This is a genomic window from Pseudescherichia sp. AS216 (assembly GCF_037152055.1).
Lineage (GTDB): Bacteria > Pseudomonadota > Gammaproteobacteria > Enterobacterales > Enterobacteriaceae > Pseudescherichia.
On the sequence record NZ_JBBCMV010000007.1, the window covers coordinates 12,009 to 36,033 of the forward strand.

The 24,025-nt window shown below is 58.5% G+C and carries 17 protein-coding genes; 9 read left to right on the forward strand and 8 right to left on the reverse strand.

Translation table 11 applies throughout. The features are described 5' to 3' along the window. Positions 1-25: 25 nt before the first annotated feature. Together xylB and xylA are read right to left on the reverse strand one after the other, a co-directional pair. Entirely contained in the window at positions 26-1,480 is a 1,455-nt protein-coding gene (gene xylB, locus WFN61_RS17970; RefSeq protein ID WP_337039018.1) for a xylulokinase, read from the reverse strand. A 96-nt stretch (positions 1,481-1,576) separates the two neighbouring features. Continuing rightward, positions 1,577-2,899, reverse strand: a complete 1,323-nt coding sequence (gene xylA, locus WFN61_RS17975) for a xylose isomerase (RefSeq protein ID WP_222889265.1) — start codon at positions 2,897-2,899, stop codon at positions 1,577-1,579. A gap of 317 nt (positions 2,900-3,216) precedes the next feature. Between xylA and xylF the strand changes: the two genes are divergently transcribed. The 4 genes from xylF to xylR all read left to right on the forward strand — a co-directional run bounded on the left by xylF (position 3,217) and on the right by xylR (position 8,264). Then, positions 3,217-4,209 (forward strand): D-xylose ABC transporter substrate-binding protein, encoded by a 993-nt coding sequence (xylF, locus tag WFN61_RS17980; protein ID WP_144818499.1) that lies wholly within the window; start codon positions 3,217-3,219, stop codon positions 4,207-4,209. A 75-nt stretch (positions 4,210-4,284) separates the two neighbouring features. Continuing rightward, complete coding sequence (locus WFN61_RS17985; RefSeq protein WP_337039019.1) at positions 4,285-5,826, forward strand: xylose ABC transporter ATP-binding protein; 1,542 nt, start codon at positions 4,285-4,287, stop codon at positions 5,824-5,826. Next, the gene (gene xylH / locus WFN61_RS17990) at positions 5,804-6,985 is read left to right on the forward strand and encodes a xylose ABC transporter permease XylH (protein ID WP_144818496.1); all 1,182 of its coding nucleotides are present in this window, start codon (positions 5,804-5,806) and stop codon (positions 6,983-6,985) included. The genes WFN61_RS17985 and xylH overlap by 23 nt, the downstream gene beginning before the upstream one ends. Before the next feature lie 100 nt (positions 6,986-7,085). Continuing rightward, on the forward strand, positions 7,086-8,264 hold the full coding sequence (xylR, locus tag WFN61_RS17995) for a D-xylose utilization transcriptional activator XylR (protein WP_257758779.1): 1,179 nt from the start codon (positions 7,086-7,088) through the stop codon (positions 8,262-8,264). 40 nt (positions 8,265-8,304) lie between these two features. Here xylR and WFN61_RS18000 read toward each other — a convergent pair whose 3' ends face one another. Then, entirely contained in the window at positions 8,305-9,210 is a 906-nt protein-coding gene (locus WFN61_RS18000) for a protein bax (RefSeq protein ID WP_312632928.1), read from the reverse strand. Positions 9,211-9,524: 314 nt separating this feature from the next. Between WFN61_RS18000 and WFN61_RS18005 the strand changes: the two genes are divergently transcribed. Together WFN61_RS18005 and avtA are read left to right on the forward strand one after the other, a co-directional pair. After that, complete coding sequence (locus WFN61_RS18005) at positions 9,525-11,561, forward strand: alpha-amylase (RefSeq protein ID WP_312235099.1); 2,037 nt, start codon at positions 9,525-9,527, stop codon at positions 11,559-11,561. A 124-nt stretch (positions 11,562-11,685) separates the two neighbouring features. Further along, on the forward strand, positions 11,686-12,942 hold the full coding sequence (gene avtA, locus WFN61_RS18010; protein WP_144818488.1) for a valine--pyruvate transaminase: 1,257 nt from the start codon (positions 11,686-11,688) through the stop codon (positions 12,940-12,942). A gap of 39 nt (positions 12,943-12,981) precedes the next feature. Here avtA and WFN61_RS18015 read toward each other — a convergent pair whose 3' ends face one another. Then, the gene (locus WFN61_RS18015; RefSeq protein ID WP_144818486.1) at positions 12,982-13,392 is read right to left on the reverse strand and encodes a type II toxin-antitoxin system HicB family antitoxin; all 411 of its coding nucleotides are present in this window, start codon (positions 13,390-13,392) and stop codon (positions 12,982-12,984) included. Between the two features lie 304 nt (positions 13,393-13,696). Next, positions 13,697-14,512, reverse strand: a complete 816-nt coding sequence (locus WFN61_RS18020) for an AraC family transcriptional regulator (protein WP_257758783.1) — start codon at positions 14,510-14,512, stop codon at positions 13,697-13,699. Positions 14,513-14,764: 252 nt separating this feature from the next. Between WFN61_RS18020 and WFN61_RS18025 the strand changes: the two genes are divergently transcribed. Beyond that, entirely contained in the window at positions 14,765-16,165 is a 1,401-nt protein-coding gene (locus tag WFN61_RS18025) for an MFS transporter (RefSeq protein ID WP_337039020.1), read from the forward strand. A 10-nt stretch (positions 16,166-16,175) separates the two neighbouring features. Continuing rightward, positions 16,176-18,131: a glycoside hydrolase family 127 protein gene (locus WFN61_RS18030; protein WP_312275012.1), complete on the forward strand. Its 1,956-nt coding sequence runs from the start codon at positions 16,176-16,178 to the stop codon at positions 18,129-18,131. Positions 18,132-18,179: 48 nt separating this feature from the next. On the opposite strand, the gene aldB is transcribed toward WFN61_RS18030, so the two are convergent. Next, positions 18,180-19,718 (reverse strand): aldehyde dehydrogenase AldB, encoded by a 1,539-nt coding sequence (aldB, locus tag WFN61_RS18035; protein ID WP_238082423.1) that lies wholly within the window; start codon positions 19,716-19,718, stop codon positions 18,180-18,182. Positions 19,719-19,882: 164 nt separating this feature from the next. Here aldB and WFN61_RS18040 point away from each other — a divergent pair, with 164 nt between their 5' ends. Continuing rightward, positions 19,883-20,770, forward strand: a complete 888-nt coding sequence (locus WFN61_RS18040; protein WP_337039021.1) for an ROK family protein — start codon at positions 19,883-19,885, stop codon at positions 20,768-20,770. 12 nt (positions 20,771-20,782) lie between these two features. On the opposite strand, the gene selB is transcribed toward WFN61_RS18040, so the two are convergent. Further along, entirely contained in the window at positions 20,783-22,636 is a 1,854-nt protein-coding gene (gene selB, locus WFN61_RS18045; RefSeq protein WP_337039023.1) for a selenocysteine-specific translation elongation factor, read from the reverse strand. Then, a complete protein-coding gene (selA, locus tag WFN61_RS18050) occupies positions 22,633-24,021 on the reverse strand; it encodes an L-seryl-tRNA(Sec) selenium transferase (protein ID WP_312177326.1) in 1,389 nt (462 codons plus the stop codon). The genes selB and selA overlap by 4 nt, the downstream gene beginning before the upstream one ends. Positions 24,022-24,025: the final 4 nt, after the last annotated feature.

Below are 24,025 nucleotides of genomic sequence, written 5' to 3' on the forward strand. Positions count from 1 at the left end.
CGCTAACGCTTGCCGGGCCTGGGGATCAGGACATTAACGGTAGTAACTGCTGATAAATTTTGCGGAAGGTCTCGCGCCGGAGAGCATAAGCCCGATGGCGGTCTGCATCCGGACGATGGGCCTGCTCCAGCGGTAGCTGCGGGAGGAGATCCGCCAGCGGCGTTTCGGGATTAACGGCAATCTGCGCCAGCCGCGCCGCGCCTAGCGCCGGACCAACGTCGCCGCCGGTGCGGTAGTCAAGCTGCTGACCGCTGATATCTGCCAGCATCTGCCGCCAGTAAGCGCTGCGCGCCCCGCCGCCGATCAGGGTGATGCTCTTCGGCGTTACGCCGCAGGCATGTACCGCATCCATCCCGTCAGCCAGCGCATAACCAACCCCCTCCAGCACCGCCCGAGCCAGCTCGCGCTGTCCGTGCTGATGCGTCAGGCCAAAGAACACGCCCTTCGCCTGCGGGTTGTTATGCGGAGTCCGCTCCCCGGAAAGATAGGGTAAAAACCAGAGATCGCCCGCCTGCTCGTCCGCCTGCTCCGCCGCCGCAATCAGCGCAGAGACCGAACCCAGCCCGGTGAGCGCCGCCGCCCAGTCGAGACAGGACGCTGCGCTGAGCATTACCGACATCAGATGCCAGCGATTGGGCAGCGCATGGCAGAAGCTGTGTACGGCGCTTTCGGGCCGGCTAAGAAAGCCGTTGCTGACCGCGAAGTAGACGCCAGAGGTGCCCAGAGAGAGCATCGCCTGCCCGGCGTCCGCCATACCGACGCCTACCGCGCCCGCAGCGTTATCTCCACCCCCAGCCACAACCGGCACGGCAGGCATGCCCCATCCGGCAGCAACTTCCGGCAGCAGGGTGCTGGCGATCTCACTGCCCTCAAACAGGGCGGGCATGTTATCCCGAGAGAGACCGCAGGCGGCCAGCATCTCATCGCTCCAGTCGCGTTGGGCAACGTCCAGCCACATCGTTCCCGCCGCGTCGGACATATCGCTGGCGTACTCCCCGGTCATGCGCAGACGTAAATAGTCTTTCGGCAGCAGCACCTTCGCCACCTGGGCAAATACCTCTGGCTCATGGCGTTTAACCCACAGCAGCTTGGGTGCAGTAAAGCCGGGCATCATCAGGTTGCCGGTGAGCTGCCGCGAGTCAGGTACCGCCGCTTCCAGCAGAGCGCACTCCTCTGCACAGCGACCGTCGTTCCACAGAATGGCCGGACGCAAAATACGGTCGTCGCGGTCCAGCAGCGTTGCGCCGTGCATCTGCCCGGCAATGCCGATGGCCTTAACGCCGGAAAGCGACTGCTGCTGTCCCAGCGCTTTCAATGCGCTATTTGTTGCCAGCCACCACTGCTCGGGATCCTGTTCTGACCAGAGCGGATGCGGGCGTGAGACGGAAAGCTTCTCGGTGTGCGAAGCCAGCATCTCGCCCTGCTCGTTCAGCAGAATGGCTTTTACACCCGACGTGCCCAGATCGATGCCGATATACATAGCGGGATTCCTTAATGAACACGCCCGGTGGCGCTATGCTTACCGGGCCTACGGATCTGTAGGCCGGGCCAGCGCAGCGCCGCCCGGCGATACTGACTACTTATCAAAAATATAGTGGTTGACCAGGTTCTCCAGCAGCTCCTGATGACCGCTCTGGTGCTGCGGGGCCAGGTTCTGCTGCTCAGCGTACTTCGCCAGCTCGGTCAGCGTAAGCTGCCCTTTCAGGATCTGCTGGCCCAGCTCACCATTCCAGCCCGCGTAGCGCTTCGCCACGCGCTTATCCAGCTCGCCGTCTTCGATCATGCGCGCCGCCACCTTCAGCGCCAGCGCCATGGTGTCCATCGCGCCAATATGGCCATAGAACAGATCGTATTTGTCGGTGCTCTGGCGGCGCACTTTGGCATCAAAGTTGAGGCCACCGGTGGTAAAGCCCCCTGCCTTCACAATCTCATACATCACCAGGGCGTTCTCTTCGACGCTGTTCGGGAACTGGTCCGTATCCCAGCCCAGCTGCATGTCGCCGCGGTTAGCATCCACGGAGCCGAAAATGCCCAGCGCAATGGCGGAGGCGATTTCGTGATGGAAGGAGTGCCCAGCCAGCGTGGCGTGGTTGGCCTCGATATTGACCTTAATCTCTTTCTCAAGACCGAACTGCTTGAGGAAGCCGTAGACCGTGGCCACGTCATAGTCGTACTGATGCTTGGTGGGCTCCTGCGGCTTCGGCTCGATCAGCAGCGTGCCCTGGAAACCGATTTTGTGTTTGTGTTCAACCACCATCTGCATAAAGCGGCCGATCTGTTCACGCTCCTGACGCAGGTCGGTATTGAGCAGCGTTTCGTACCCTTCCCGGCCGCCCCACAGCACGTAGTTTTCGCCGCCCAGCTTATGGGTGGCGTTCATGGCGGTCACCACCTGGGTTGCCGCCCAGCTAAAGACCTCTGGGTCCGGGTTGGTCGCCGCGCCCGCGCCGTAGCGTGGGTGGGTGAAGCAGTTCGCCGTGCCCCACAGCAGCTTAACGCCGCTCTGCTGCTGCTTCTCGGCCAGAATGTCGGTCATGGTGGCAAAGTTATTGAGGTACTCCTTCAGCGATGCGCCTTCCGGGGAGACATCCACATCATGGAAGCAGTAGTAGGGAACGTTGAGCTTGTGGAAAAATTCAAAGGCCACGTCGGCTTTGCGTTTTGCCAACGCCAGCGCATCGCCAGCCTGCTGCCACGGGCGCTCGAACGCGCCGACGCCAAACATATCCGCCCCGGTCCAGCAGAAGGTGTGCCAGTAGCAGGCGGCAAAACGCAGATGGTCTTCCATGCGCTTGCCCAGCACGAGTTCGTCCGGATTGTAGTGGCGAAAGGCCAACGGGTTGGCAGTTTTCGGGCCTTCATAGCGAACGCGGTCAAGTTGGTCGAAATAGGCTTGCATATTCAGCTCCATAATCAATGTCTGCGGCAGAGGGTATCAGTGGCATTAATAGTGGATATTCAACGGGCGTTGCTCAATTACGTTATTTCACACTGCCATTGAGAGAATGCACAAACGTGCGCTAGCTCTCAAATATTCATTTAGCGGCTTAAAATAAGATCGCGGTCATAAATTAGAAAATAAACCAAAAAACGTAATCAGAAGATAAAAATCAGTAATTGCCAGCCCGCAATAAGATGTTAAAAACTTGCTACGTCTGTCGCTGTGCATGTTTCTTTTATCTCAAGCCCGATAACCCTACAAAAGGTATTAATATTATGAAGATAAAGAACCTTTGCCTTACGCTTTGCGCCTCGCTGCTGCTCGCTAGCGCCGCGAGCCATGCTAAAGAGGTCAAGATTGGGATGGCCATTGACGATCTGCGCCTCGAACGCTGGCAAAAAGATCGCGATATCTTTGTTAAAAAAGCCGAATCGCTGGGGGCAGAAGTGTTTGTCCAGTCGGCCAACGGTAACGAAGAGACACAGATGTCGCAAATTGAAAATATGATCAACCGTGGCGTTGACGTACTGGTGATTATTCCCTACAACGGCCAGGTTTTAAGTAATGTGGTAAAAGAGGCTAAGCAGGAGGGTATTAAAGTATTAGCCTACGACCGCATGATTAATAATGCTGATATCGATTTTTATATCTCCTTTGATAATGAAAAAGTAGGAGAGATGCAGGCGCAGAGCCTGGTCAAAAAGGTGCCTGAAGGCAACTACTTCCTGATGGGCGGCTCGCCGGTGGATAATAACGCCAAGCTGTTCCGGGCGGGCCAAATGAAAGTATTAAAACCCTATATCGATAGCGGCAAAATTAAAGTCGTAGGCGATCAGTGGGCCGACGGCTGGCTGCCGGAAAACGCGTTGAAAATTATGGAAAACGCCCTAACCGCCAACAATAACAAAATTGATGCGGTAGTCGCCTCGAACGACGCCACCGCAGGCGGTGCAATCCAGGCCCTTAGCGCCCAGGGGCTGGCGGGCAAAGTCGCTATCTCCGGTCAGGATGCCGACCTTGCCGGGATTAAGCGTATTATGAACGGCAGCCAGACCATGACCGTCTATAAGCCTATCACCGAGCTGGCCAATACCGCCGCTGAAATCGCCGTCGAGCTGGGAAATGGTCAGCAGCCGAAAGCAGATACCTCGTTAAATAACGGCCTGAAAGATGTTCCTGCCCGCCTGTTAACGCCTATCGAAGTGAATAAAGACAATATCGACGCCACCGTGGTGAAAGACGGATTCCACAAGAAAAGCGAGCTGTAAGCATCACATCCTCCCCCGGCACAACGGGGGAGCGCCCTCAGGCACTGTTATTCCAACGATTCACGCGGAGCAGGTATGCCTTATTTACTGGAAATGAAAAACATCACCAAAGCGTTCGGCGCGGTAAAAGCCGTCGATAACGTAAGCCTGGCGCTCAACGCCGGCGAGGTGCTGGCCCTGTGCGGTGAAAACGGCTCGGGCAAATCTACCTTAATGAAGGTGCTGTGCGGCATCTATCCACACGGCAGCTACGATGGCGAGATCCTCTTTGCCGGTGAGCCGCTCATCGCCAGCCATATCCGCGATACCGAACGCCGGGGTATTGCCATCATTCACCAGGAGCTGGCGCTGGTTAAGCACCTGACGGTGCTGGAGAACATTTTTCTTGGCGCGGAGCTGACCCACCACGGGGTGATGGACTATGACGCCATGACGCTGCGCTGCGACAAGCTGCTTAAGCAGGTCAGCCTCGCCATCTCACCGGATACCCGAGTGGGTGATCTGGGTTTAGGGCAGCAGCAGCTGGTTGAGATTGCTAAGGCGCTCAACAAGCAGGTGCGGCTGCTGATCCTCGACGAGCCTACCGCCTCCCTGACCGAGCAGGAGACGGCGGTGCTGCTGGATATCATCCGCGACCTGCAAAATCACGATATCGCCTGCATCTACATTTCACACAAGCTGAACGAGGTAAAGGAGATTGCCGACGTTATCTGCGTGATCCGCGACGGCAAGCCGGTGGGAATGCGCGACGCGGCGGGCATGAGCGAAGACGCCATTATCACCATGATGGTGGGCCGCGAACTGACCGCGCTCTACCCGAGCGAGCCGCATACGGCGGGGGATGAGATCCTGCGCGTGGAGCACCTCACCGCCTGGCATCCGGTTAACCGGCACATTAAGCGGGTCAACGACGTCTCCTTCTCCCTGCGACGCGGGGAGATCTTAGGCATTGCCGGGCTGGTGGGGGCCGGGCGCACCGAGGCCGTACAGTGTCTGTTTGGCATCTGGCCAGGCCGCTACGAAGGCAGCGTGTTTATCGACGGGCAGCCGGTGAAGATAAGCAACTGCCAGCAGGCCATTGCCCACGGGATCGCCATGGTGCCAGAGGATCGGAAAAGAGATGGCATTGTGCCGGTGATGGCCGTTGGCAAGAATATTACCCTGGCGGCGCTGGATCAGTTTTCCGGCACGCTCAGCACCCTTGACGATGCCGCAGAGCAGCAATGTATTTTGCAGTCACTTCAACGGTTGAAAGTTAAAACCTCTTCGCCGGAGCTGGCGATTGGCCGCCTCAGCGGCGGCAACCAGCAGAAGGCGATTCTGGCCCGCTGCCTGCTGCTCAATCCGCGCATTCTGATCCTTGACGAACCCACACGCGGGATCGATATCGGCGCAAAGTATGAAATCTACAAGCTGATTAACCAGCTGGTACAGCAGGGCATTGCCGTCATCGTGATCTCATCCGAGCTACCAGAGGTGCTGGGGCTGAGCGATCGGGTGCTGGTGATGCATGAAGGCCAGCTCAAGGCCAATCTCATAAATCACCATCTGACCCAGGAACAGGTTATGGAAGCGGCGCTGAGGAGCGAACATCATGTCGAAAAGCAATCCGTCTGAACTTAAGCTCGCCTCCCCGGCTCCCGGGGCCTTTAGCGGGCTAAAATCTCTCAATCTCCAGGTCTTTGTCATGATTGCCGCCATCGTGGCAATCATGCTCTTCTTTACCTGGATGACCGACGGCTCGTATCTGAGCGCGCGCAACATCTCTAACCTGCTGCGCCAGACCGCCATCACCGGCATCCTCGCCGTGGGGATGGTGTTTGTGATTATCTCTGCCGAGATCGACCTCTCCGTGGGTTCAATGATGGGCCTGCTGGGCGGCGCGGCGGCGATTTTTGACGTCTGGCTGGGCTGGCCGCTGCCGCTTACCGTCGCGGTAACGCTGGTCCTGGGGCTGCTGCTGGGCACCTGGAACGGCTGGTGGGTGGCGTACCGCAAGGTGCCGTCGTTTATTGTCACTCTGGCGGGGATGCTGGCGTTTCGCGGCGTGCTGATTGGCATCACCAACGGCACCACCGTCTCGCCCACCAGCGCGGCGATGTCGCAGATTGGCCAGAGCTACCTGCCGGACGGGTTTGGCTTTGGCGTCGGTGCCCTGGGACTAGTACTGTTTGTGCTCTGGCAGTGGCGCGGGCGGTTACGCCGTCAGTCGCTGGGACTGGCAACGTCGGCCTCCACGATGGTGGTCGGCAGGCAGGCGCTGATAGCGGTGGTGGTGCTGGGGGCAATCTGGCTGCTCAACGACTACCGTGGCGTGCCAACGCCGGTGCTGCTGCTGGTGTTCCTGCTGCTGGCGGGGATGTTTATGGCCACCCGCACCGCCTTCGGGCGGCGGATCTACGCCATCGGCGGTAACATTGAGGCGGCGCGCCTGTCGGGGATCAACGTCGAGCGCACCAAGCTGGCGGTGTTTGCTATCAACGGGCTGATGGTGGCCATCGCCGGGCTGATCCTCAGTTCGCGCCTCGGCGCAGGCTCCCCGTCGGCGGGGAATATTGCCGAGCTGGACGCTATCGCCGCCTGTGTTATCGGCGGTACCAGCCTCGCGGGCGGGGTCGGTAGCGTGGCGGGCGCGGTGATGGGGGCCTTTATTATGGCCTCGCTGGATAACGGCATGAGCATGATGGACGTCCCGACCTTCTGGCAGTACATCGTCAAGGGCGCTATTTTGCTGCTGGCGGTGTGGATGGACTCTGCCACAAAACGCCGCACATAGCGGAGAAATTACAGGGATGATCACACTGCCGGGGAAAATCTCTCCGGCTTTGTGCTGAATGTGATAATCAAAAACGGTGATTTATCAGGAAGAGATCAACATGTTTGCCAAGCGCCATCGCATCACGCTGCTGTTTAACGCCAATAAAGCCTACGATCGCCAGGTTGTTGAAGGCGTAGGAGAATATCTCCAGGCTTCCCAATCAGAGTGGGATATCTTTATTGAGGAGGATTTCCGCATCCGCCTCGACAATATCAAAGAGTGGCTAGGGGATGGGGTCATCGCCGACTTCGACGACGGCGAGATCGAACGCGTACTGGCCGACGTGGATGTTCCCATCGTCGGCATAGGCGGCTCCTACCATCGCCCAGAGGACTATCCGGCGGTGCACTATATCGCCACGGATAACTACGCCCTGGTCGAGAGCGCCTTTCTGCATCTGAAAGAGAAAGGGGTGCACCGCTTCGCCTTCTATGGCCTGCCCACCTCCAGCGGCAAAGGCTGGGCGGCGGAGCGGGAGTACGCCTTTTGCCAGCTGGTCGCGCAGGAGAAGTATCGCGGCGTGGTCTACCAGGGGCTGGAGACGGCCCCGGAGAACTGGCAGCACGCCCAGAACCGTCTCGCCGACTGGCTGCAAACCCTGCCGCCGCAGACCGGCATTATCGCCGTGACCGACGCCCGTGCCCGCCACGTGCTGCAGGTATGCGAGCATCTGCATATCCCGGTCCCGGAGAAGCTGTGCGTCATTGGCATTGATAACGAGGAGCTGACCCGCTATCTGTCGCGGGTAGCGCTCTCGTCTGTGGCGCAGGGCACGCGGCAGATGGGCTACCAGGCGGCAAAGCTGCTGCATCGCCTGCTGGATAACGAAGCGATGCCCCTCCAGCGGCTGCTGGTGCCGCCAGTGCGGGTAGTGGCCCGGCGTTCAACGGACTATCGGTCGCTCAACGACCCGGCGGTGATCCAGGCCATGCACTACATTCGCAATCACGCCTGCAAAGGCATTAAGGTCGATCAGGTGCTGGATGCGGTAGGGATCTCGCGCTCGAACCTGGAGAAGCGTTTTAAGGAGGAGGTAGGTGAGACCATTCACGCGATGATCCACGCAGAGAAGCTGGAGAAGGCGCGCAGCCTGCTGATCTCAACCTCGCTGTCGATTAACGAGATTTCGCAGATGTGCGGCTACCCGTCGCTGCAATACTTCTATTCGGTGTTTAAGAAGGAGTACGGCAGCACGCCGAAGGATTACCGGGATCGCTATAGCGAGATCGTGATATAGAAATGTAGGCCGGGTAAGCGACGCGCCACCCGGCATTAAATTACATATGCGCTGCGATCAACCGCTGATTGTCCTGATACATGGCAAACAGGTAGTTGTTATAGCGCTGGCCCTGCGTCGAATAGCCGCTGAGCTTGTGGATCATGGTGCTGGCCGTCACTTCCTGATCCGCTTTGCGCAGCTGCGCACGGGATTTACGGAACGATGCGTACGCCGGGTGGGTGTTGAGGTTTGTCGCGTAGGCGCTCACTGACTCTTTCACAGAGTCAAACTGAGAGTACCCTTTCACCGTGCCGGGGCCGTTGTTACAGCGGCCTTTCGCACACTTCATGCCGAACAGGTTGTTGTTGCTGCGCGCGAGCTTCGACGTTCCCCAGCCGCTTTCGGCCGCCGCCATAGTGGCAACCATGCTGTCAGGGATAATGTCGACGCGATCCAGCAGCGTATTCCATGGGATGCGGCGGGTGTTACCCGACCAGCTCACCTTGTAACGCTTAGCAATGTCTTTCAGACGCGCACGCTCGGTCGGCGACCAGCGATTGTCGTACTGTTTAGACACCAGCCAGTTGCGCTCAGCGGTAATGGCAGCATTTTGGCTAGTGATGTAGGGCATAACCGTCCGGAGAAACGCCTTTTTCCTTGGTGTTCCGGAAGGGTATTTTCGCAAATCAGGAAGTGAACTGCTCTTTGCACTATTGCGAGAATACTCTTGTTTACTGCTTGCCAGCGTACTACTAACTTTTTTACTGCTAACTTTTTTACTGCTAATCGTTTTACTGCTAACCTTTTTACTACTGCTTAACGTTTTACTGTGCTTATGGCTGCTTGTGTGGGCTTTGTAACTCGTTGTCTGTGCGTGCGTTTTCGCAATCACCTCACCTGAAAATGCCGCGGTGAGTAACATGAGTATCGCAGCCCCATATCGTCGAATGGGAGTCGATATCATTAGGTCTCCTGGTCGGATTGATGCATTCCAACACCTTATTTTTACAAGATTTTGAGAGCGGAATCTCAAATTGTATCAAAAATACCCCTTGCGAGCACTCTAAGAAATAGTCCATTTCCTAATTGGTGTCATCAGCCGAATGGATCTACAGCATACAAAATAGTCAAAAATTGTGTGGCTTATCACAAACTTCCCCCTAAATGTGGCGCAGATCGCTCAGCCTTTGACCTCCACCCTGGCAAACGCCCGTCAGGGATGAGTTTGCCCAGCACAACGGGTGGCACACTGAGGGAAACCCTGAAGAGGATGCCACTATGCAACGCTGTGCCCTTGCGCTTTTACTGCTGCCCATCACCGCCTGGTCCGAATGGACCGCGCCCGGCTTTCCCGCGTTCAGCGCTACCGGCAGTGGGGTTTATCACAGTGAGGCCACGTTCAAAAAGGGTACCACTCCGCTCACCTTAAAAAGTGACAATGCGTGCTGGCAGCCTGCCACTGCCCCTAAGCTCAACCAGATGCTATCGCTTCAGCCCTGCACCGGTGATGCGCCGCAGTGGCGCATCTTTCGCGACGGCGACTACGCGCTACAGATAGATACCCGCTCGGGTACGCCAACGCTGATGCTGACGGTAGCCGCCCCGCCCGAGGCGGAGGCCAGCGCCGCCACCGTGCGCCAGTGTCCGGTGTGGAACGGCACGCCGTTGACGGTGGACGTCAGCAAAACCTTTGCCGAAGGCAGCCAGGTGCGTGACTTCTATAGCCAGCAGGTGGCCACGGTGAGCGAAGGGAAAATCACGCTCCAACCCGATGCTAACAGCGGTGGTCTGCTGCTGCTTGAGCAGGCCGATGCGCCTGCGGATGCGCCGTTTAACTGGCACAACGCCACCGTCTACTTCGTTCTTACCGACCGTTTCGTCAACGGCGATCCGGCCAACGACAACAGCTATGGCCGCCATAAGGACGGTATGCAGGAGATCGCTACTTTTCACGGCGGCGATCTGAAGGGGCTAGCCAGCAAGCTGGACTACCTCGCCGGGCTGGGGGTTAACGCGCTGTGGGTCAGCGCACCCTTTGAGCAGATCCACGGCTGGGTAGGCGGCGGCACCAAAGGCGACTTCCCGCACTATGCCTACCATGGCTACTACACCCTGGACTGGACGACGTTGGATGCCAACATGGGCAGTGAGGCAGATCTGCGCGCGCTGGTCGACGGCGCGCACCAGCGCGGTATTCGTGTGCTACTGGACGTGGTAATGAACCATACCGGCTATGCCACGCTGGCGGATATGCAGACCTACCAGTTCGGCGCGCTCTATTTGCAGGGCGAGGAGCGACAGAAACTCCTCGGTGAAAGGTGGACGGACTGGAAACCCGCCGCCGGACAAAACTGGCACAGCTTTAATGACTACATTAACTTTAGCGATAAAGCGGCGTGGGAGAGGTGGTGGGGCAAGAACTGGATCCGCACCGACATTGGCGACTATGACAGCCCTGGCTTTGACGATCTCACCATGTCTCTCGCATTCCTACCGGATATCAAAACTGAATCCACTACCCCGTCTGGCCTGCCGGTTTTCTATCAACATAAGCCCGACACGCGGGCCAAAGAGATCCCCGGCTTTACGCCGCGCGACTATCTAACCCACTGGCTAAGCCAGTGGGTAGGCGAGTATGGCATCGACGGTTTCCGGGTAGATACCGCTAAGCATGTTGAGATGGCCGCGTGGCAGCAGCTTAAGTCCGAGGCAACGGCGGCCCTGGCAGAGTGGAAGCAGGCGAACCCGGATAAAAAACGCGACGACGCGCCGTTCTGGATGACCGGCGAGGCCTGGGGCCACGGCGTGATGCAGAGCGAATACTATCGCCATGGCTTCGATGCGATGATCAACTTTGATTATCAGGAGCAGGCGGCCAAAGCCAGCGATTGTCTGGCAAATATAGTGCCGATTTGGCAGCAGATGGCCGACAAACTGCAGGATTTTAACGTGCTGAGCTACCTCTCCTCTCACGATACCCGCCTGTTCCGCGAAGGTGGGCAGCGGGCCGCCGAGCTGCTGCTGCTGGCCCCCGGTGCGGTACAGATCTTCTATGGCGATGAGTCGGCAAGACCTTTCGGCCCCACCGGCTCCGACCCGCTGCAGGGCACCCGCTCGGATATGAACTGGCAGGATGTAAGCGGTCAGTCAGCGGCAACCGTGGCGCACTGGCAGAAGCTCGGGCAGTTCCGCGCGCGTCACCCTGCCGTGGGGGCAGGTAAACAGTCGTCGCTGGAGCTGGCCCAGGGCAGCGGATTTATGCGTGAAAACGGCACAGATAAAATTATGGTGGTGTGGGCAGGGAAACAGAATTAACGTCTGGCGGTGAGACTGTCTTTAGCATAAAAACACAAAGCGCGGCCAGGCCAGCGATTTGCACCGCGCCTGCGCTAGCGTTAAGGTGTGCAAATTTTAAAATCAGACCGACAGAACACCTGCTATGACATTTTCACTTTTCGGCGACAAATTTACCCGCCACTCAGGCATTACGCGCCTGATGGAGGATCTCAACGACGGCCTGCGCACGCCTGGCGCAATTATGTTAGGCGGCGGCAACCCGGCGCAGATCCCGGCGATGACCGACTACTTCCAGAAGCTGCTGGCGGAGATGCTTGCCTCAGGCAAAGCCACTGATGCGCTGTGCAATTATGACGGTCCGCAGGGGAAGTCCGAGCTGCTGGTCGCGCTGGCGGACATGCTGCGCACTACGCTAGGTTGGGATATTGCACCACAGAATATTGCACTGACTAACGGCAGCCAGAGCGCGTTTTTCTACTTGTTCAATCTGTTTGCTGGCCGCCGCGCCGATGGAACCACCAGGAAGGTGCTGTTCCCGCTGGCCCCGGAGTATATCGGCTATGCGGATTCCGGGCTGGAGGAGGATCTTTTTGTCTCTGCTCGCCCAAATATTGAGCTGCTGCCGGGCGGTCAGTTTAAGTATCACGTCGACTTTGAGCATCTGCACATTGGCGAAGAGACCGGCATGATCTGCGTCTCCCGGCCGACCAACCCAACCGGCAACGTTATTACTGACGAGGAGCTGATCAAGCTGGACGCCCTGGCAAACCAGCACGGCATCCCGCTGGTGATCGATAATGCCTACGGCGTGCCCTTCCCGGGGATTATCTTCAGCGAGGCGCGCCCGCTGTGGAACCCGAACACCATTCTCTGCATGAGCCTCTCCAAGCTGGGCCTGCCCGGCAGCCGCTGCGGCATTATTATTGCTAATGAGCAGACCATCTCGGCGATCCGCAACATGAACGGCATCATCAGCCTGGCTCCCGGCGGGATTGGCCCGGCAATGATGTGCGAGATGATCAAACGCAACGACCTGCTGCGCCTGTCGGAGACGGTAATCAAGCCGTTCTACTACCAGCGGGTGCAGGAGACGATGGCCACGCTGCGTCGCTATCTGCCGGAGGAGCGCTGTCTTATTCACAAGCCCGAGGGGGCTATCTTCCTCTGGCTGTGGTTTAAAGACCTGCCGATCACTACCGAACTGCTCTATCAGCGTCTGAAGAAACGCGGCGTGCTGATGGTGCCCGGCGACTACTTCTTCCCAGGTCTCGACAAGCCCTGGCCGCACACCCACCAGTGCATGCGCATGAACTACGTGCCGGACCCGGAAAAAATCGAAGCCGGGGTGAAAATTCTCGCCGAAGAGGTGGAGATAGCCTGGCAAGAGCGAGCTAATTAACACCGTTGTAAGCCGGGCAAGCGTGCGCTGCCCGGCGATTCAGCGGCCTGGCAGCACGCGTCTGGCAGCCTCAGCCAGAAAGGCGCTTCGGTTGCTGTAGTCGGGATGCTCACGAACAAAATGGTCAATTTTCGTTAGCAATCGCTTTGGCAACGTAATATTGATTCGTTCTGCACGGCCATCAAACTGGTTGATATTAATATCAACCAGTAACCATTGCCCGTCTGTAAAATCAGCAGGATTATTTTTCAGATGTGCTTCTATCGATCCGGGCCCTGGAATCGTCTCGCCGATTTCACAAATTAACTCAAAATGTGCCGTTAAGGCCGCTTTCGCATCCTGAAAGGCATCATCTAACGTATCGCCAGCAAAGAAACAGCCCGGCACATCCGGAAAGAAACCACTGGCGCTACCATCAGCATCGGCATGAATATAAGCCGGATAAAACATAGAGACTCCTGCATATTAAAGTTTTAAACCAGCCTGACGCCAAATCTGTGCCAGCGTACCCGGTTTAATGTCTTTTCACATCCCTATCCTTCACCGGATTATACACATCATACACACAGTTACTGGCTACAGGATCACAATAGCGCATGACAAAAATGGAAGCTGCCAGAGGATTTCCAGATTGGAAAGCGGTACGAAAAGAGATTTATTTAGTGGGCAAAACGTTGCATTTTATTGCGAGCTTCCAGGCAAAGGCCATGAGCCGTAGGCCGGGTAAGCGCAGCGCCACCCGGCATCTTAGCGTTCAGGAATTAATATGCTCCTTACAGTATCGCCGCTTCCAGACGGCGGGTGTCAGGCCAGTATGCTTGCGAAAGATCTGCCGGAAATACCCTACATCGCTGAAGCCACACAGATCCGCTACCTCTTTAAGCGAGCGGGCATCGCTGATTAAAAGCTTTTCCGCTGCCCGCACGCGCTGGCGGTGAATAGCTTCAGTGAGCGTTAGGCGAAAAACGCGACGATAGACGCGGCCTAAATAGTCTGCGTTGCAGTGTAGTTCCCTGGCGAGGGCGCTAGTGGAGAGGGGGAGATGAAAACGGGTGCGGATAAGCTGCTGTGCTCGCCAGGCGAGGGCAACGCCGCTGTCGTTACTCTCCTCCTTAAGCTGTTCCCCAGGGGTCATCTGCTGCAGAATCATCAGCAGGATAAATTCAAGCGCTGCCGTTCGCGCCATTTTCTCCTGCTCGCTTAAAAATTGTCGGAAGAGGGAGATCATATACTGCGGCTCGCGGATCTTCGTATGCTGAGGAATGGATAGCGTTGTTATCCACGATGAGTTGCCCGCCTCAGCTTTTACTTCAAAATGGAGCCAGTAGAATTTCAGATCCGGCGGAAAATCCTCAACGCCAACGTGCCTGCGCTGCGGCCAAAGCAGCAGGCTCTCTCCGGCGTTAATCTGAAACAGCCTCCCCTCTTCCCGGATCGTCAGCGTCCCCTTTTCGACAAAAATGATCTCCCAGGAGTCGAGCCTGCGGGAAGGGTGTCGGCCAACGCCGCGGGAGATAAACAGCCCCCCATTTTGCACTTTAACCGGAAGCATTATGGATAATTCAAGCATAGATATGGTAATTCCCGCTTTTTAGGTCGCCGTAAAACTCTTTTCCTGTTGATTATTAATAGATTAGTGTCATTTTTCCCGATCGGCTTCACACTTTCTACACCAGGTCGGAATCGTTATCTTTTTATACTTCTTCGTTGCCTTGTTGCCCACTGTTTAACAGGCAGAATTAATCAGGTCATTTCCAATAACAGGCCTGCCCTGCGGGGCGGATAGCTAAGAAAGAGATCTCCACCCTACGAGGAGTTATCTATGACCTCTACACCGATTACCCATACAGACATAGCTCAGGGTGCGGTTGACGATAAACTGTCGATTCGCGAAAAAGTGGGCTACGGCCTGGGCGACGCAGGCGGCACGGTGCTCACCTGCCTGATCATGAATTTTCTCACCTTTTTCTATACCGACGTTTTTGGTCTAACCCCGGCGCTGGTCGGCACGCTGTTTATCGCCCTGCGCGTTTTTGACGCTATTTCCGATCCGATCATGGGCGTAATCGCTGACCGCACGCAAAGTCGCTGGGGACGCTTTCGCCCCTGGCAGCTATGGGTGGCGCTCCCCATTGGCATCATTGGCGTACTGACCTTTACCGTGCCGGATGCCAGCATGGGAGTAAAAATCGCCTGGGCATTTGGCACCTATCTGTTGCTCTCCGTCGGCTACACCGCAATTAACGTCCCCTACTGCGCACTGATTAATACCATGACCACGCGCCATAGCGAGGTCATCTCCTGCCAGTCATGGCGCTTCGTGCTGTGTGGCGTCGCGGGTTTTCTGGTCTCGGTAGGCCTGCCGTGGATGGTCGATCTCTTCGGCCAGGGCAGCGCCGCCAGAGGTTACCAGATGGGCGTTGGCGTGCTGTGCGCTGTTGCTGTTGTGATGTTCCTGTGCTGTTTCTTCTGGGTACGCGAGCGTGTACCGCTGGCGCTGATGGGCAAGTTTACGCTGCGTGAGCATCTGGCTGGGTTGCGTAAAAACGACCAGCTGTTATTGATGCTGGTGATGTCCTTCCTGCTGATCAATGTTTTCAATCTGCGGGGCGGAGGCTACATGTACTTCATCACCTATGTGCTGGAGGGGAGTACGGCCTATACCTCGCTGTTCTTTACGATGGTGACCTTTGCCTCGATCCTCGGCTCGGTTATCGTCAACCCGCTTACCCGTCGTATTGATGCCGTTAAGCTCTACTACTACACCAATCTGGTGCTGGCCGTGCTGGCCGTCGGCATGTGGTTTTTGCCGGGCGGACCGCAGCATCAGACGCTGTGGCTGACGGTTATTCTTGGTAACGGCATTATCCTTGGCTTTACGCTACCGCTGCACTTCTCCCTGATGGCGTTTTCCGATGACTACGGCGAATGGAAAACCGGCGTGCGCTCGTCGGGCATGAACTTCGCGTTCAACCTGTTCTTTATCAAGCTCGCCTGGGCCTCGAGCGCAGGAATTATCAGCCTGGTATTTATTGTTGTGGCCTACCAGCCCGGAGCCGGCAATCAGACCCCCGCCTCGTTACAGGGGATCACTGCGATGGAAACCTTGCTGCCTGCCCTGTTCCACCTGCTGCTGGCGCTGGCGGTTCGCGTCTGCAAGCTGAGTAACCCAATGATGGAGCGTATTTCAACTGACCTGCGCCAGCGTCATGTCCAGTCCTGAGGAGAGTATGATGACTATTATGGAAACCGACCTGCATAAGCTTAACGTTACCGATCCGTTTTTAGGCCAGTACCAGCGACTGGTGCGCGACGTGGTGATCCCCTACCAGTGGGAGGCGCTGAACGACCGTATTTCCGAAGCCGATCCTAGTCATGCGATTGAAAACTTTCGCATTGCCGCTGGCCTCGCCGAGGGCGAGTTCTATGGCATGGTTTTTCAGGACAGCGACGTGGCGAAGTGGCTGGAAGCCGTGGCCTGGTCGCTGTGCCAGAAACCCGATGCCGAGCTTGAGAAAACGGCTGACGAGGTGATTGCCCTGGTTGCGGCAGCGCAGTGTGATGACGGCTACCTGAACACCTATTTTACGGTAAAAGCGCCTGCCGAGCGCTGGACCAACCTTGCCGAATGTCATGAGCTATACAGCGCTGGACATATGATCGAAGCAGCGGTGGCCTATTTTCAGGCTACCGGCAAGCGCAGCCTGCTGGAGGTCGCCTGCCGCCTGGCGGATCATATTGACAGCGTATTTGGTCCCGGCGTTAACCAGCTGCAGGGCTACGATGGCCATCCCGAAATTGAGCTGGCCCTGATGCGCCTGTTTGAGGTGACCCAGGAGACACGCTATCGCGATCTGGTAAATTTCTTCGTTGAGCAGCGCGGCACGCAGCCGCACTTTTACGATAAGGAGTTTGCTCAGCGCGGCGGCACCTGGTTCTGGCCTAACCACGGCACGGCGTGGATGGTGAACGATAAAGCTTACAGCCAGGCGCACCTGCCGCTGTCAGAGCAGCAGAGTGCTATCGGTCATGCGGTGCGTTTTGTCTATCTGATGACCGGCGTGGCACACCTGGCGCGGCTCTCGGGCAATGAGCGTCTTCGCCAGGACTGTCTGCGGCTGTGGCAAAATATGGCCCAGCGCCAGCTCTATATTACCGGTGGTATAGGCTCACAGAGCCGGGGAGAGGCCTTCAGCAGCGATTACGATCTGCCAAACGATACCGTCTACGCCGAGAGCTGTGCCTCCATCGGGCTGATGATGTTTGCCCGTCGAATGCTGGAGATGGAGGGCGACGGCCAGTATGCCGACGTGATGGAGCGTGCGCTTTACAATACCGTGCTGGGTGGAATGGCGCTCGACGGTAAACACTTCTTCTACGTTAACCCGCTGGAGGTGCAGCCCAAGTCGCTGAAGTTCAACCATATCTATGATCATATCCAGCCGGTTCGCCAGCGCTGGTTTGGCTGTGCCTGCTGCCCGCCAAACATTGCCCGCGTGCTCGCCTCTATCGGTCACTATATCTATACCCCCCGCTCTGATGCGCTATTTATCAATCTCTATATCGGCAATAGCGCAGAGATCCCCGTGGGTGATGAGACGCTTCGGGTGCGGATCAGCGGCAACTATCCGTGGCAGGAGAACGTTGAGGTTCGCATTGATTCACCTCTGCCAGTGCAGCATACGCTGGCCCTGCGCCTGCCGGCGTGGTGCAGCGATCCGCAAATTTTGCTCAACGGCGAAGCGGTACAGGGCGAGTTGCATAAAGGCTACCTGCATCTTAATCGACTCTGGCGTGAAGGTGACACCTTGTCGCTTACGCTGCCGATGCCGGTTCGTCGCGTATACGGCAATCCGCTGGTGCGCAGCGTTGCGGGTAAGGTGGCGATTCAGCGCGGTCCGCTGGTCTACTGTCTTGAAGAAGCCGATAACGGCGAGGGGCTGCATAACGTCTGGCTACCTAAGGAGAGCGAATTCAAACTTGTTGAGGGTAAAGGGGTATTTGCCCATAAGGTGCTTATCCAGGTAGAAGGCGCGAAGCAGATAGCCGCCCAGGCGGAGCAGCAACCGCTGTGGTATTTCGACACGCCACCTGCTAAGCGCGAGCCACAGACCCTGACGTTTATTCCATGGTTTAGCTGGGCCAATCGCGGCGAAGGTGAAATGCGTATTTGGGTGAATGAAGGTTAATATAAGCCACCGTAGGCCGGGCAAGCGTGCGCTGCCCGGCGACAGGACTCAGAACAGCCCGAGCGGTTTATCGGAGTAGCTCACCAGCAGGCACTTGGTCTGCTGGTAGTGATCCAGCATCATCTTGTGGGTTTCGCGCCCGATGCCGGACTGCTTGTAGCCGCCGAACGCCGCATGGGCGGGATAGGCGTGGTAGCAGTTGGTCCAGACGCGCCCGGCCTGGATACCGCGCCCCATCTTATAGGCCAGAGTGCCGTTGCGGCTCCAGACGCCCGCCCCTAGCCCGTACTGGGTATCGTTGGCCAGCTCCAGCGCCTCTTCCACGGTTTTAAAGGTGGTCACGGCGAGCACCGGGCCAAAGATCTCCTCCTGAAAGACGCGCATGTTGTTCTGCCCGAAGAGAATGGTCGGCTCAAGGTAGTAGCCCTCTTTCAGCTCGCCCTCCAGCAGCTTGCGTCGCCCGCCGGTGAGCACGTCCGCTCCCTCGTTTTTACCAATGTCGATATAGTTCAGGATGGTCTCCATCTGCCCCTGGGAGACCTGCGCGCCCATCTGGGTGACGGTATCCAGTGGGTTACCGCTGCGAATGCTCTCTACCCGGCGGATGGCGCGCTCCATAAAGCGCTCGTAGATCGACTCCTGCACCAGCGCCCGGCTCGGACAGGTACAGACTTCGCCCTGGTTAAAGGCAAACAGGGCAAAGCCCTCCAGCGCCTTGTCAAAGAAGGCATCCTCTTCATCCATCACGTCGGCAAAGAAGATGTTCGGTGACTTGCCGCCCAGCTCGAGGGTGACCGGAATAATGTTCTGGGTCGCGTACTGCATGATCTGCTGGCCCACTTCGGTAGAGCCGGTAAAGGCCACCTTGGCGATGCGCTTCGAGGTGGCAAGGTACTCACCAATCTCACCCCCCGCGCCGTTGACCACGTTTATCACCCCCGGCGGCAGCAGATCGCCAACAATCTCCATCAGCAGCAGCACAGAGAGCGGCGTCAGGCGCGCGGGTTTTAAAACGATGCAGTTCCCGGCGGCGAGCGCAGGTGCCATCTTCCAGCTCGCCATCAGCAGCGGGAAGTTCCATGGGATAATCTGCCCGACCACGCCCAGCGGCTCGCGGAAGTGGTAGGCCACCGTCTCGCTGTCTACCTCGCTGATGCCACCCTCCTGAGCACGAATACAGGAGGCGAAATAGCGGAAATGGTCAATCGCCAGCGGCACGTCGGCCCCGCTGGTTTCACGGATCGGCTTGCCGTTATCCCAGGTTTCGGCGGTCGCCAGCAGCTCCAGGTTCTGCTCCATGCGATCGGCTATCTTCAGTAAAATGGCTGCCCGATCCTGCACGGAGGTATGCGCCCACTTATCTTTTGCCTTGTGGGCCGCGTCCAGCGCCAGATCGATATCACGCTTGCTTGAGCTGGCGATTTCACACAGCGGCTGCCCGGTGACCGGGGTCAGGTTCTGGTAATACTCGCCCTCAGCGGGTGGAACCCAGTCGCCACCGATAAAGTTTTCATAACGCGCTTTTAAGGTAAGAGGATAACCGTATTCGCCAGGCTGGATGCGGTTGCCGGGGGGATTGTTTGTCATGGCCGTCTCCTTGCAGGGGTGTCCTTCAAGGGTAGACGCGGCGGTTAAAAAAGCAGCGGAAAGATTGCCGCTTTTCGACGCCGTTCACGTATTACCTTACTTTACGTTTTCCCGTCCGGCCTGAGCCATAATTAAGCGTAAGGAACCGGAAAAGGGAAATACCTATGCACTACTTTATTGGTTTTGATGTCGGGGGAACCCACATCAAGCATGGCCTGATCGACGAGCATGGCGAAGAGCTCTCTTCGGATGAGTTTGATACACCCGAAGATGAAGCGTCGTTTAAAAAAGCGTGGAAAGAAATCGTTGAAACTTACCAAAAAGATCGTGAGATCGCTGGCATCGGCGTCAGCTTCCCTGGCCATATCAACGTGCATACCGGCAAAGCGGCAAAAGCGGGCGCGCTGGACTTTATGGATGGCGCAAACCTGCACGATCTCTTCTCGACCCTTACCGATCTGCCCGTAGTGGTGGAAAACGATGCCAACTGTGCGGCGCTCGGCGAGCGCTGGCGCGGGGCTGGACAGGCGTTCGAAAACTTCGTCTGCATCACCGTGGGGACGGGCATTGGCGGTGGGATCATCGTCAACGGTGAACTGTTCCGGGGGGTGCACTTCCACGCCGGCGAGTTTGGCGTGATCCCGGTCGGCAACAACGGCGAGTGCATGCACGAGGTCGCCTCCGGCAGCGGCCTGATGAAAGCCTGTCGCCAGGCGCTGGCGGTCTCTGCCGACGAGCTGCCGCACGGTAAAGAGCTGTTCGAGCGTATGGACAGCGACGTCCACCTGCGCGAGGCCATTAACGAGTGGGCGCTGTTCCTGGCACGCGGAGTCTATAGCGTGATCTCCATGTTCGACCCCGAAGCGGTGCTGATTGGCGGCGGGATAAGCGAACAGGAGAAAGTTTACCAGCTGCTCGATCGTCACCTGGAGACCTTTGAGATGTGGGAGGCGCTGCGCGTGCCGATCCACCCCTGCAAGCTGGGTAACCAGGCGGGCAGACTGGGGGCGGTGTGGCTGGCGAAGCAGAAATTCGCGCCCGGTGGTGAATAGGGCGCGACAGGGTTACGCCTGCGGTTCCGCCGGGAACAGCAGCGCGTCGCGCAGCAGGTGATCGTTGCCGCGTCGGCGGGTAAAGCCGATGCGGTCGAAATATTCGAGGATCTGAATCGCCAGCTTGCGTCCGACGTTGAGCCGATCGCGGAAATCGGCGGCACAGGTTGATCCACGTTCGCCGTCCAGGGTGCGGATCAGGTTCGCAAAGGCCACAATGCGATCGTTGCGGTAGTAGCGATCCTTTACGATCGCCGTGATCAGCCCCTGCTGCGCCGCCTGGTGCAGGACGCTGCGCATGATCTGCTCATCTGCGCCTACTTCCCGCGCAAGGTCGCGCACCCACCAGGGCTCATCCGCAAACAGCGTGGCGACTTTCTGCCAGATCGCCTCCTGCTCGGCGGTGAAGCCCGCTTTATGATCCGGCAGGTGCAGCCAGCCGTGGTGGCTGTGGATCTCTCCGCTCTCCCGCATCCGCTCGATCAGCGTCAGCACCAGCGCCTCGTTCTCCATCGGCAAGGCCATGCGGCGCAGACGCTCGCGCCCTGGCCCCGGCTCGTCCCGATGCTGGGCATGGTAGGTGGCCAGAGTATCAAGGATCTTGCGCTGCCAGCGGGCGGCTACCGCGGCGCTAATCAGGTTGTCTCCCGCCTGAATCATGTGTGGAGTCTCGGTCAACGCCGCCAGCCCCTGAACGTTAAGCTGTCTCTCCCACGCGAATGACGGCAGATCTACCGCGCCGCGTGTCAGGTGCACCGCCAGCGCACCGGCATCGTCACCCGCTTCCGCCAGCGCAGCGATCCACGCCAGGTACTCCGCCTTGCGTTTGCCCCGGCGCGGCGGATTGAGCGTGACCACCCTCGCCCCGGCCAGCGTAGCGCGAGCAGCGATATCGCGCAGCACCAGCCGATCGTTATCCGCCAGCCACAGCGGTGTATCCAACACCAGCTCGGCAAGATTATCGTCGAGCAGCGAGACGCGGCCTGTAACGTGGCTGGCGGCATGGTGAATGTGCAGCGGCTGCCATTGGCCCAGCGGCGCGTGGGTGTGCAGCGCCACGATCAGTCGTGTCACAGGCTCAGGCGGAGCCTCGGTCAGCAGCCAGTCGCCGCGGCTGATAGCCTCTTTCTCCGCATCGCCCGCGATGTTCAGGGCGATGCGCTGCCCGGCGTGGGCCTGCTCAACCGGCTGGTTTTGCGCATGGAGACCGCGCACGCGCATTGGCTTGTTCACCCCGGTGAGCCACAGGGTATCGCCCACTTTTACGCTACCGGAGAGTGCTGTGCCGGTCACTACCAGCCCCGCGCCCTTGACGCTAAAGGCGCGATCGATGGCAAGGCGGAAGCGGCGCTCGTCGGTCTGCTCGCGCTCGGGCAGCGCCAGCAAGTGCGCGCGCAGGGCCTCAATGCCCACTCCCTGCGTCGCGGCGGTAGTAAACAGCGTTGCCTGCGGATAGCCGTACTCTGCCAGCACGCTATGCACCTCGGCCTCAACCTCGGCTATCCGCGCCTCGTCCACGCGATCGGCCTTGGTCAGCGCCACGGTCAGCGCCGGGTTGCCGGTGAGCTGTAAAATCGCCAGGTGCTCCCGGGTTTGAGCCATCACACCGTCGTCGCAGGCAACCACCAGCAGCGCGCCGTCGATACCGCCGACGCCCGCCAGCATATTGGCGAGAAACTTCTCGTGGCCCGGCACATCGATAAAGCCCGGCACGCGCCCGTCCGGCTGGGGCCAGTAGGCGTAGCCGAGATCGATAGTCATGCCACGCTTCTTCTCTTCCGGCAGCCGGTCGGCGTTGATACCGGTGAGCGCCTCCAGCAGCGTGGTTTTGCCGTGGTCGACGTGCCCGGCGGTTGCAATAATCATTTCAGTAACCTGTTCAAAAAGCGGGATTCATCGTCAAGGCAGCGTAGATCGAGCCACAGACGACCGTCGGAGATGCGGCCAATCACCGGCTGCGACAGGGCACGCCACTGTGCCGCCAGTGCTTCAAGGCGGCTGCCGCGTCCGTCGCGGGGAGTAAAGGTCAGCGCTGCGCTGGGTAACCTGTCTACCGGCAGCGATCCGCTACCGATTTGCGACTGGCAGGCTTCAACCTGAACTAAAAACTCAGCGTAGTGGTTCTCCAGGGCGGGCTGCAGCCGCTCGGCCTGCTGGCGGATCTCGTCCGCGCTGCGGGTCAGCAGGCGCAGCGTTGGCAGCCGTTCGGCCAGCTTCTCCGGATGCAGATAGAGCCTGAGCGTTGCCTCCAGCGCGGCGAGGGTCATCTTATCCACCCGCAGAGCGCGCTTCAGCGGGTGCTGCTGGAGCTTCGCAATCAGCTCGCGCTTGCCGATGATGATCCCCGCCTGCGGGCCGCCGGGTAGCTTATCGCCGGAGAAGCTCACGAGGCTGACGCCTGCGGCAATCATCTCCTGCGGCATCGGCTCTTTCGGCAGGCCGTACTGGCTGAGATCGATCAGCGAGCCGCTGCCTAAGTCGGCCACCACCGGCACGTTCAGCGGCAGGCCGATCTGCACCAGCTCCGCCTCCTCCACCGCTTTAGTGAAGCCAGTGACGGCATAGTTGCTGGTATGCACCTTCATCAGCAGCGCCGTATTCTCGTTCACCGCCTCACGGTAGTCTTTGGCATGGGTGCGGTTGGTCGTCCCTACCTCGTGCAGCACGCAGCCCGCCTGGCGCATCACGTCCGGAATGCGGAACGCGCCGCCAATCTCTACCAGCTCGCCGCGCGACACCACCACCTCTTTGCCGTTCGCCAGCGCGGCCAGCATCAGCAGCACCGCCGCCGCGTTGTTATTCACAATGCAGGCATCCTCTGCGCCGGTGAGGCGGCAGAGCAGATCCGCGACGCCGCGATCGCGATGACCGCGCCCGGCTTCATCAAGGGCATACTCCAGCGTCACCGGAGTGCGCATCGCTTCGGCAACCGCGTCAATGGCGGCTTCCGCCTGTAGCGCGCGTCCGAGATTGGTATGCAGCACCGTGCCGGTGAGGTTAAATACCGGCCGCAGGGCGCGGGTTTCATGCTGCGTCAAACGGCTCTCCGTTGCCGCCGCCCAGTCCGCGCACCAGGCAGGCAGGGCCTGGGTTTCGCGCACCGCAAGGCGGGCCTCGTCCTGAAGCTGGCGCAGGGTATCCACGACGCGGCGATGACCGAAGGTGTCGACTAAGAGAGCAAACGCGTCGGCGTGCAGCAGACGATCGGTTGCCGGGATCTGGCTGAAAAGTGAGCGTTGTTCAAGGGTCATGACA

Coding starts and splice junctions, on each gene's coding strand:
- xylB (WP_337039018.1), bottom strand. CDS start 1,480: ATGTATATCGGCATCGATCTGGGCACGTCGGGTGTAAAAGCCATTCTG.
- xylA (WP_222889265.1), bottom strand. CDS start 2,899: ATGCAAGCCTATTTCGACCAACTTGACCGCGTTCGCTATGAAGGCCCG.
- xylF (WP_144818499.1), top strand. CDS start 3,217: ATGAAGATAAAGAACCTTTGCCTTACGCTTTGCGCCTCGCTGCTGCTC.
- WFN61_RS17985 (WP_337039019.1), top strand. CDS start 4,285: ATGCCTTATTTACTGGAAATGAAAAACATCACCAAAGCGTTCGGCGCG.
- xylH (WP_144818496.1), top strand. CDS start 5,804: ATGTCGAAAAGCAATCCGTCTGAACTTAAGCTCGCCTCCCCGGCTCCC.
- xylR (WP_257758779.1), top strand. CDS start 7,086: ATGTTTGCCAAGCGCCATCGCATCACGCTGCTGTTTAACGCCAATAAA.
- WFN61_RS18000 (WP_312632928.1), bottom strand. CDS start 9,210: ATGATATCGACTCCCATTCGACGATATGGGGCTGCGATACTCATGTTA.
- WFN61_RS18005 (WP_312235099.1), top strand. CDS start 9,525: ATGCAACGCTGTGCCCTTGCGCTTTTACTGCTGCCCATCACCGCCTGG.
- avtA (WP_144818488.1), top strand. CDS start 11,686: ATGACATTTTCACTTTTCGGCGACAAATTTACCCGCCACTCAGGCATT.
- WFN61_RS18015 (WP_144818486.1), bottom strand. CDS start 13,392: ATGTTTTATCCGGCTTATATTCATGCCGATGCTGATGGTAGCGCCAGT.
- WFN61_RS18020 (WP_257758783.1), bottom strand. CDS start 14,512: ATGCTTGAATTATCCATAATGCTTCCGGTTAAAGTGCAAAATGGGGGG.
- WFN61_RS18025 (WP_337039020.1), top strand. CDS start 14,765: ATGACCTCTACACCGATTACCCATACAGACATAGCTCAGGGTGCGGTT.
- WFN61_RS18030 (WP_312275012.1), top strand. CDS start 16,176: ATGACTATTATGGAAACCGACCTGCATAAGCTTAACGTTACCGATCCG.
- aldB (WP_238082423.1), bottom strand. CDS start 19,718: ATGACAAACAATCCCCCCGGCAACCGCATCCAGCCTGGCGAATACGGT.
- WFN61_RS18040 (WP_337039021.1), top strand. CDS start 19,883: ATGCACTACTTTATTGGTTTTGATGTCGGGGGAACCCACATCAAGCAT.
- selB (WP_337039023.1), bottom strand. CDS start 22,636: ATGATTATTGCAACCGCCGGGCACGTCGACCACGGCAAAACCACGCTG.
- selA (WP_312177326.1), bottom strand. CDS start 24,021: ATGACCCTTGAACAACGCTCACTTTTCAGCCAGATCCCGGCAACCGAT.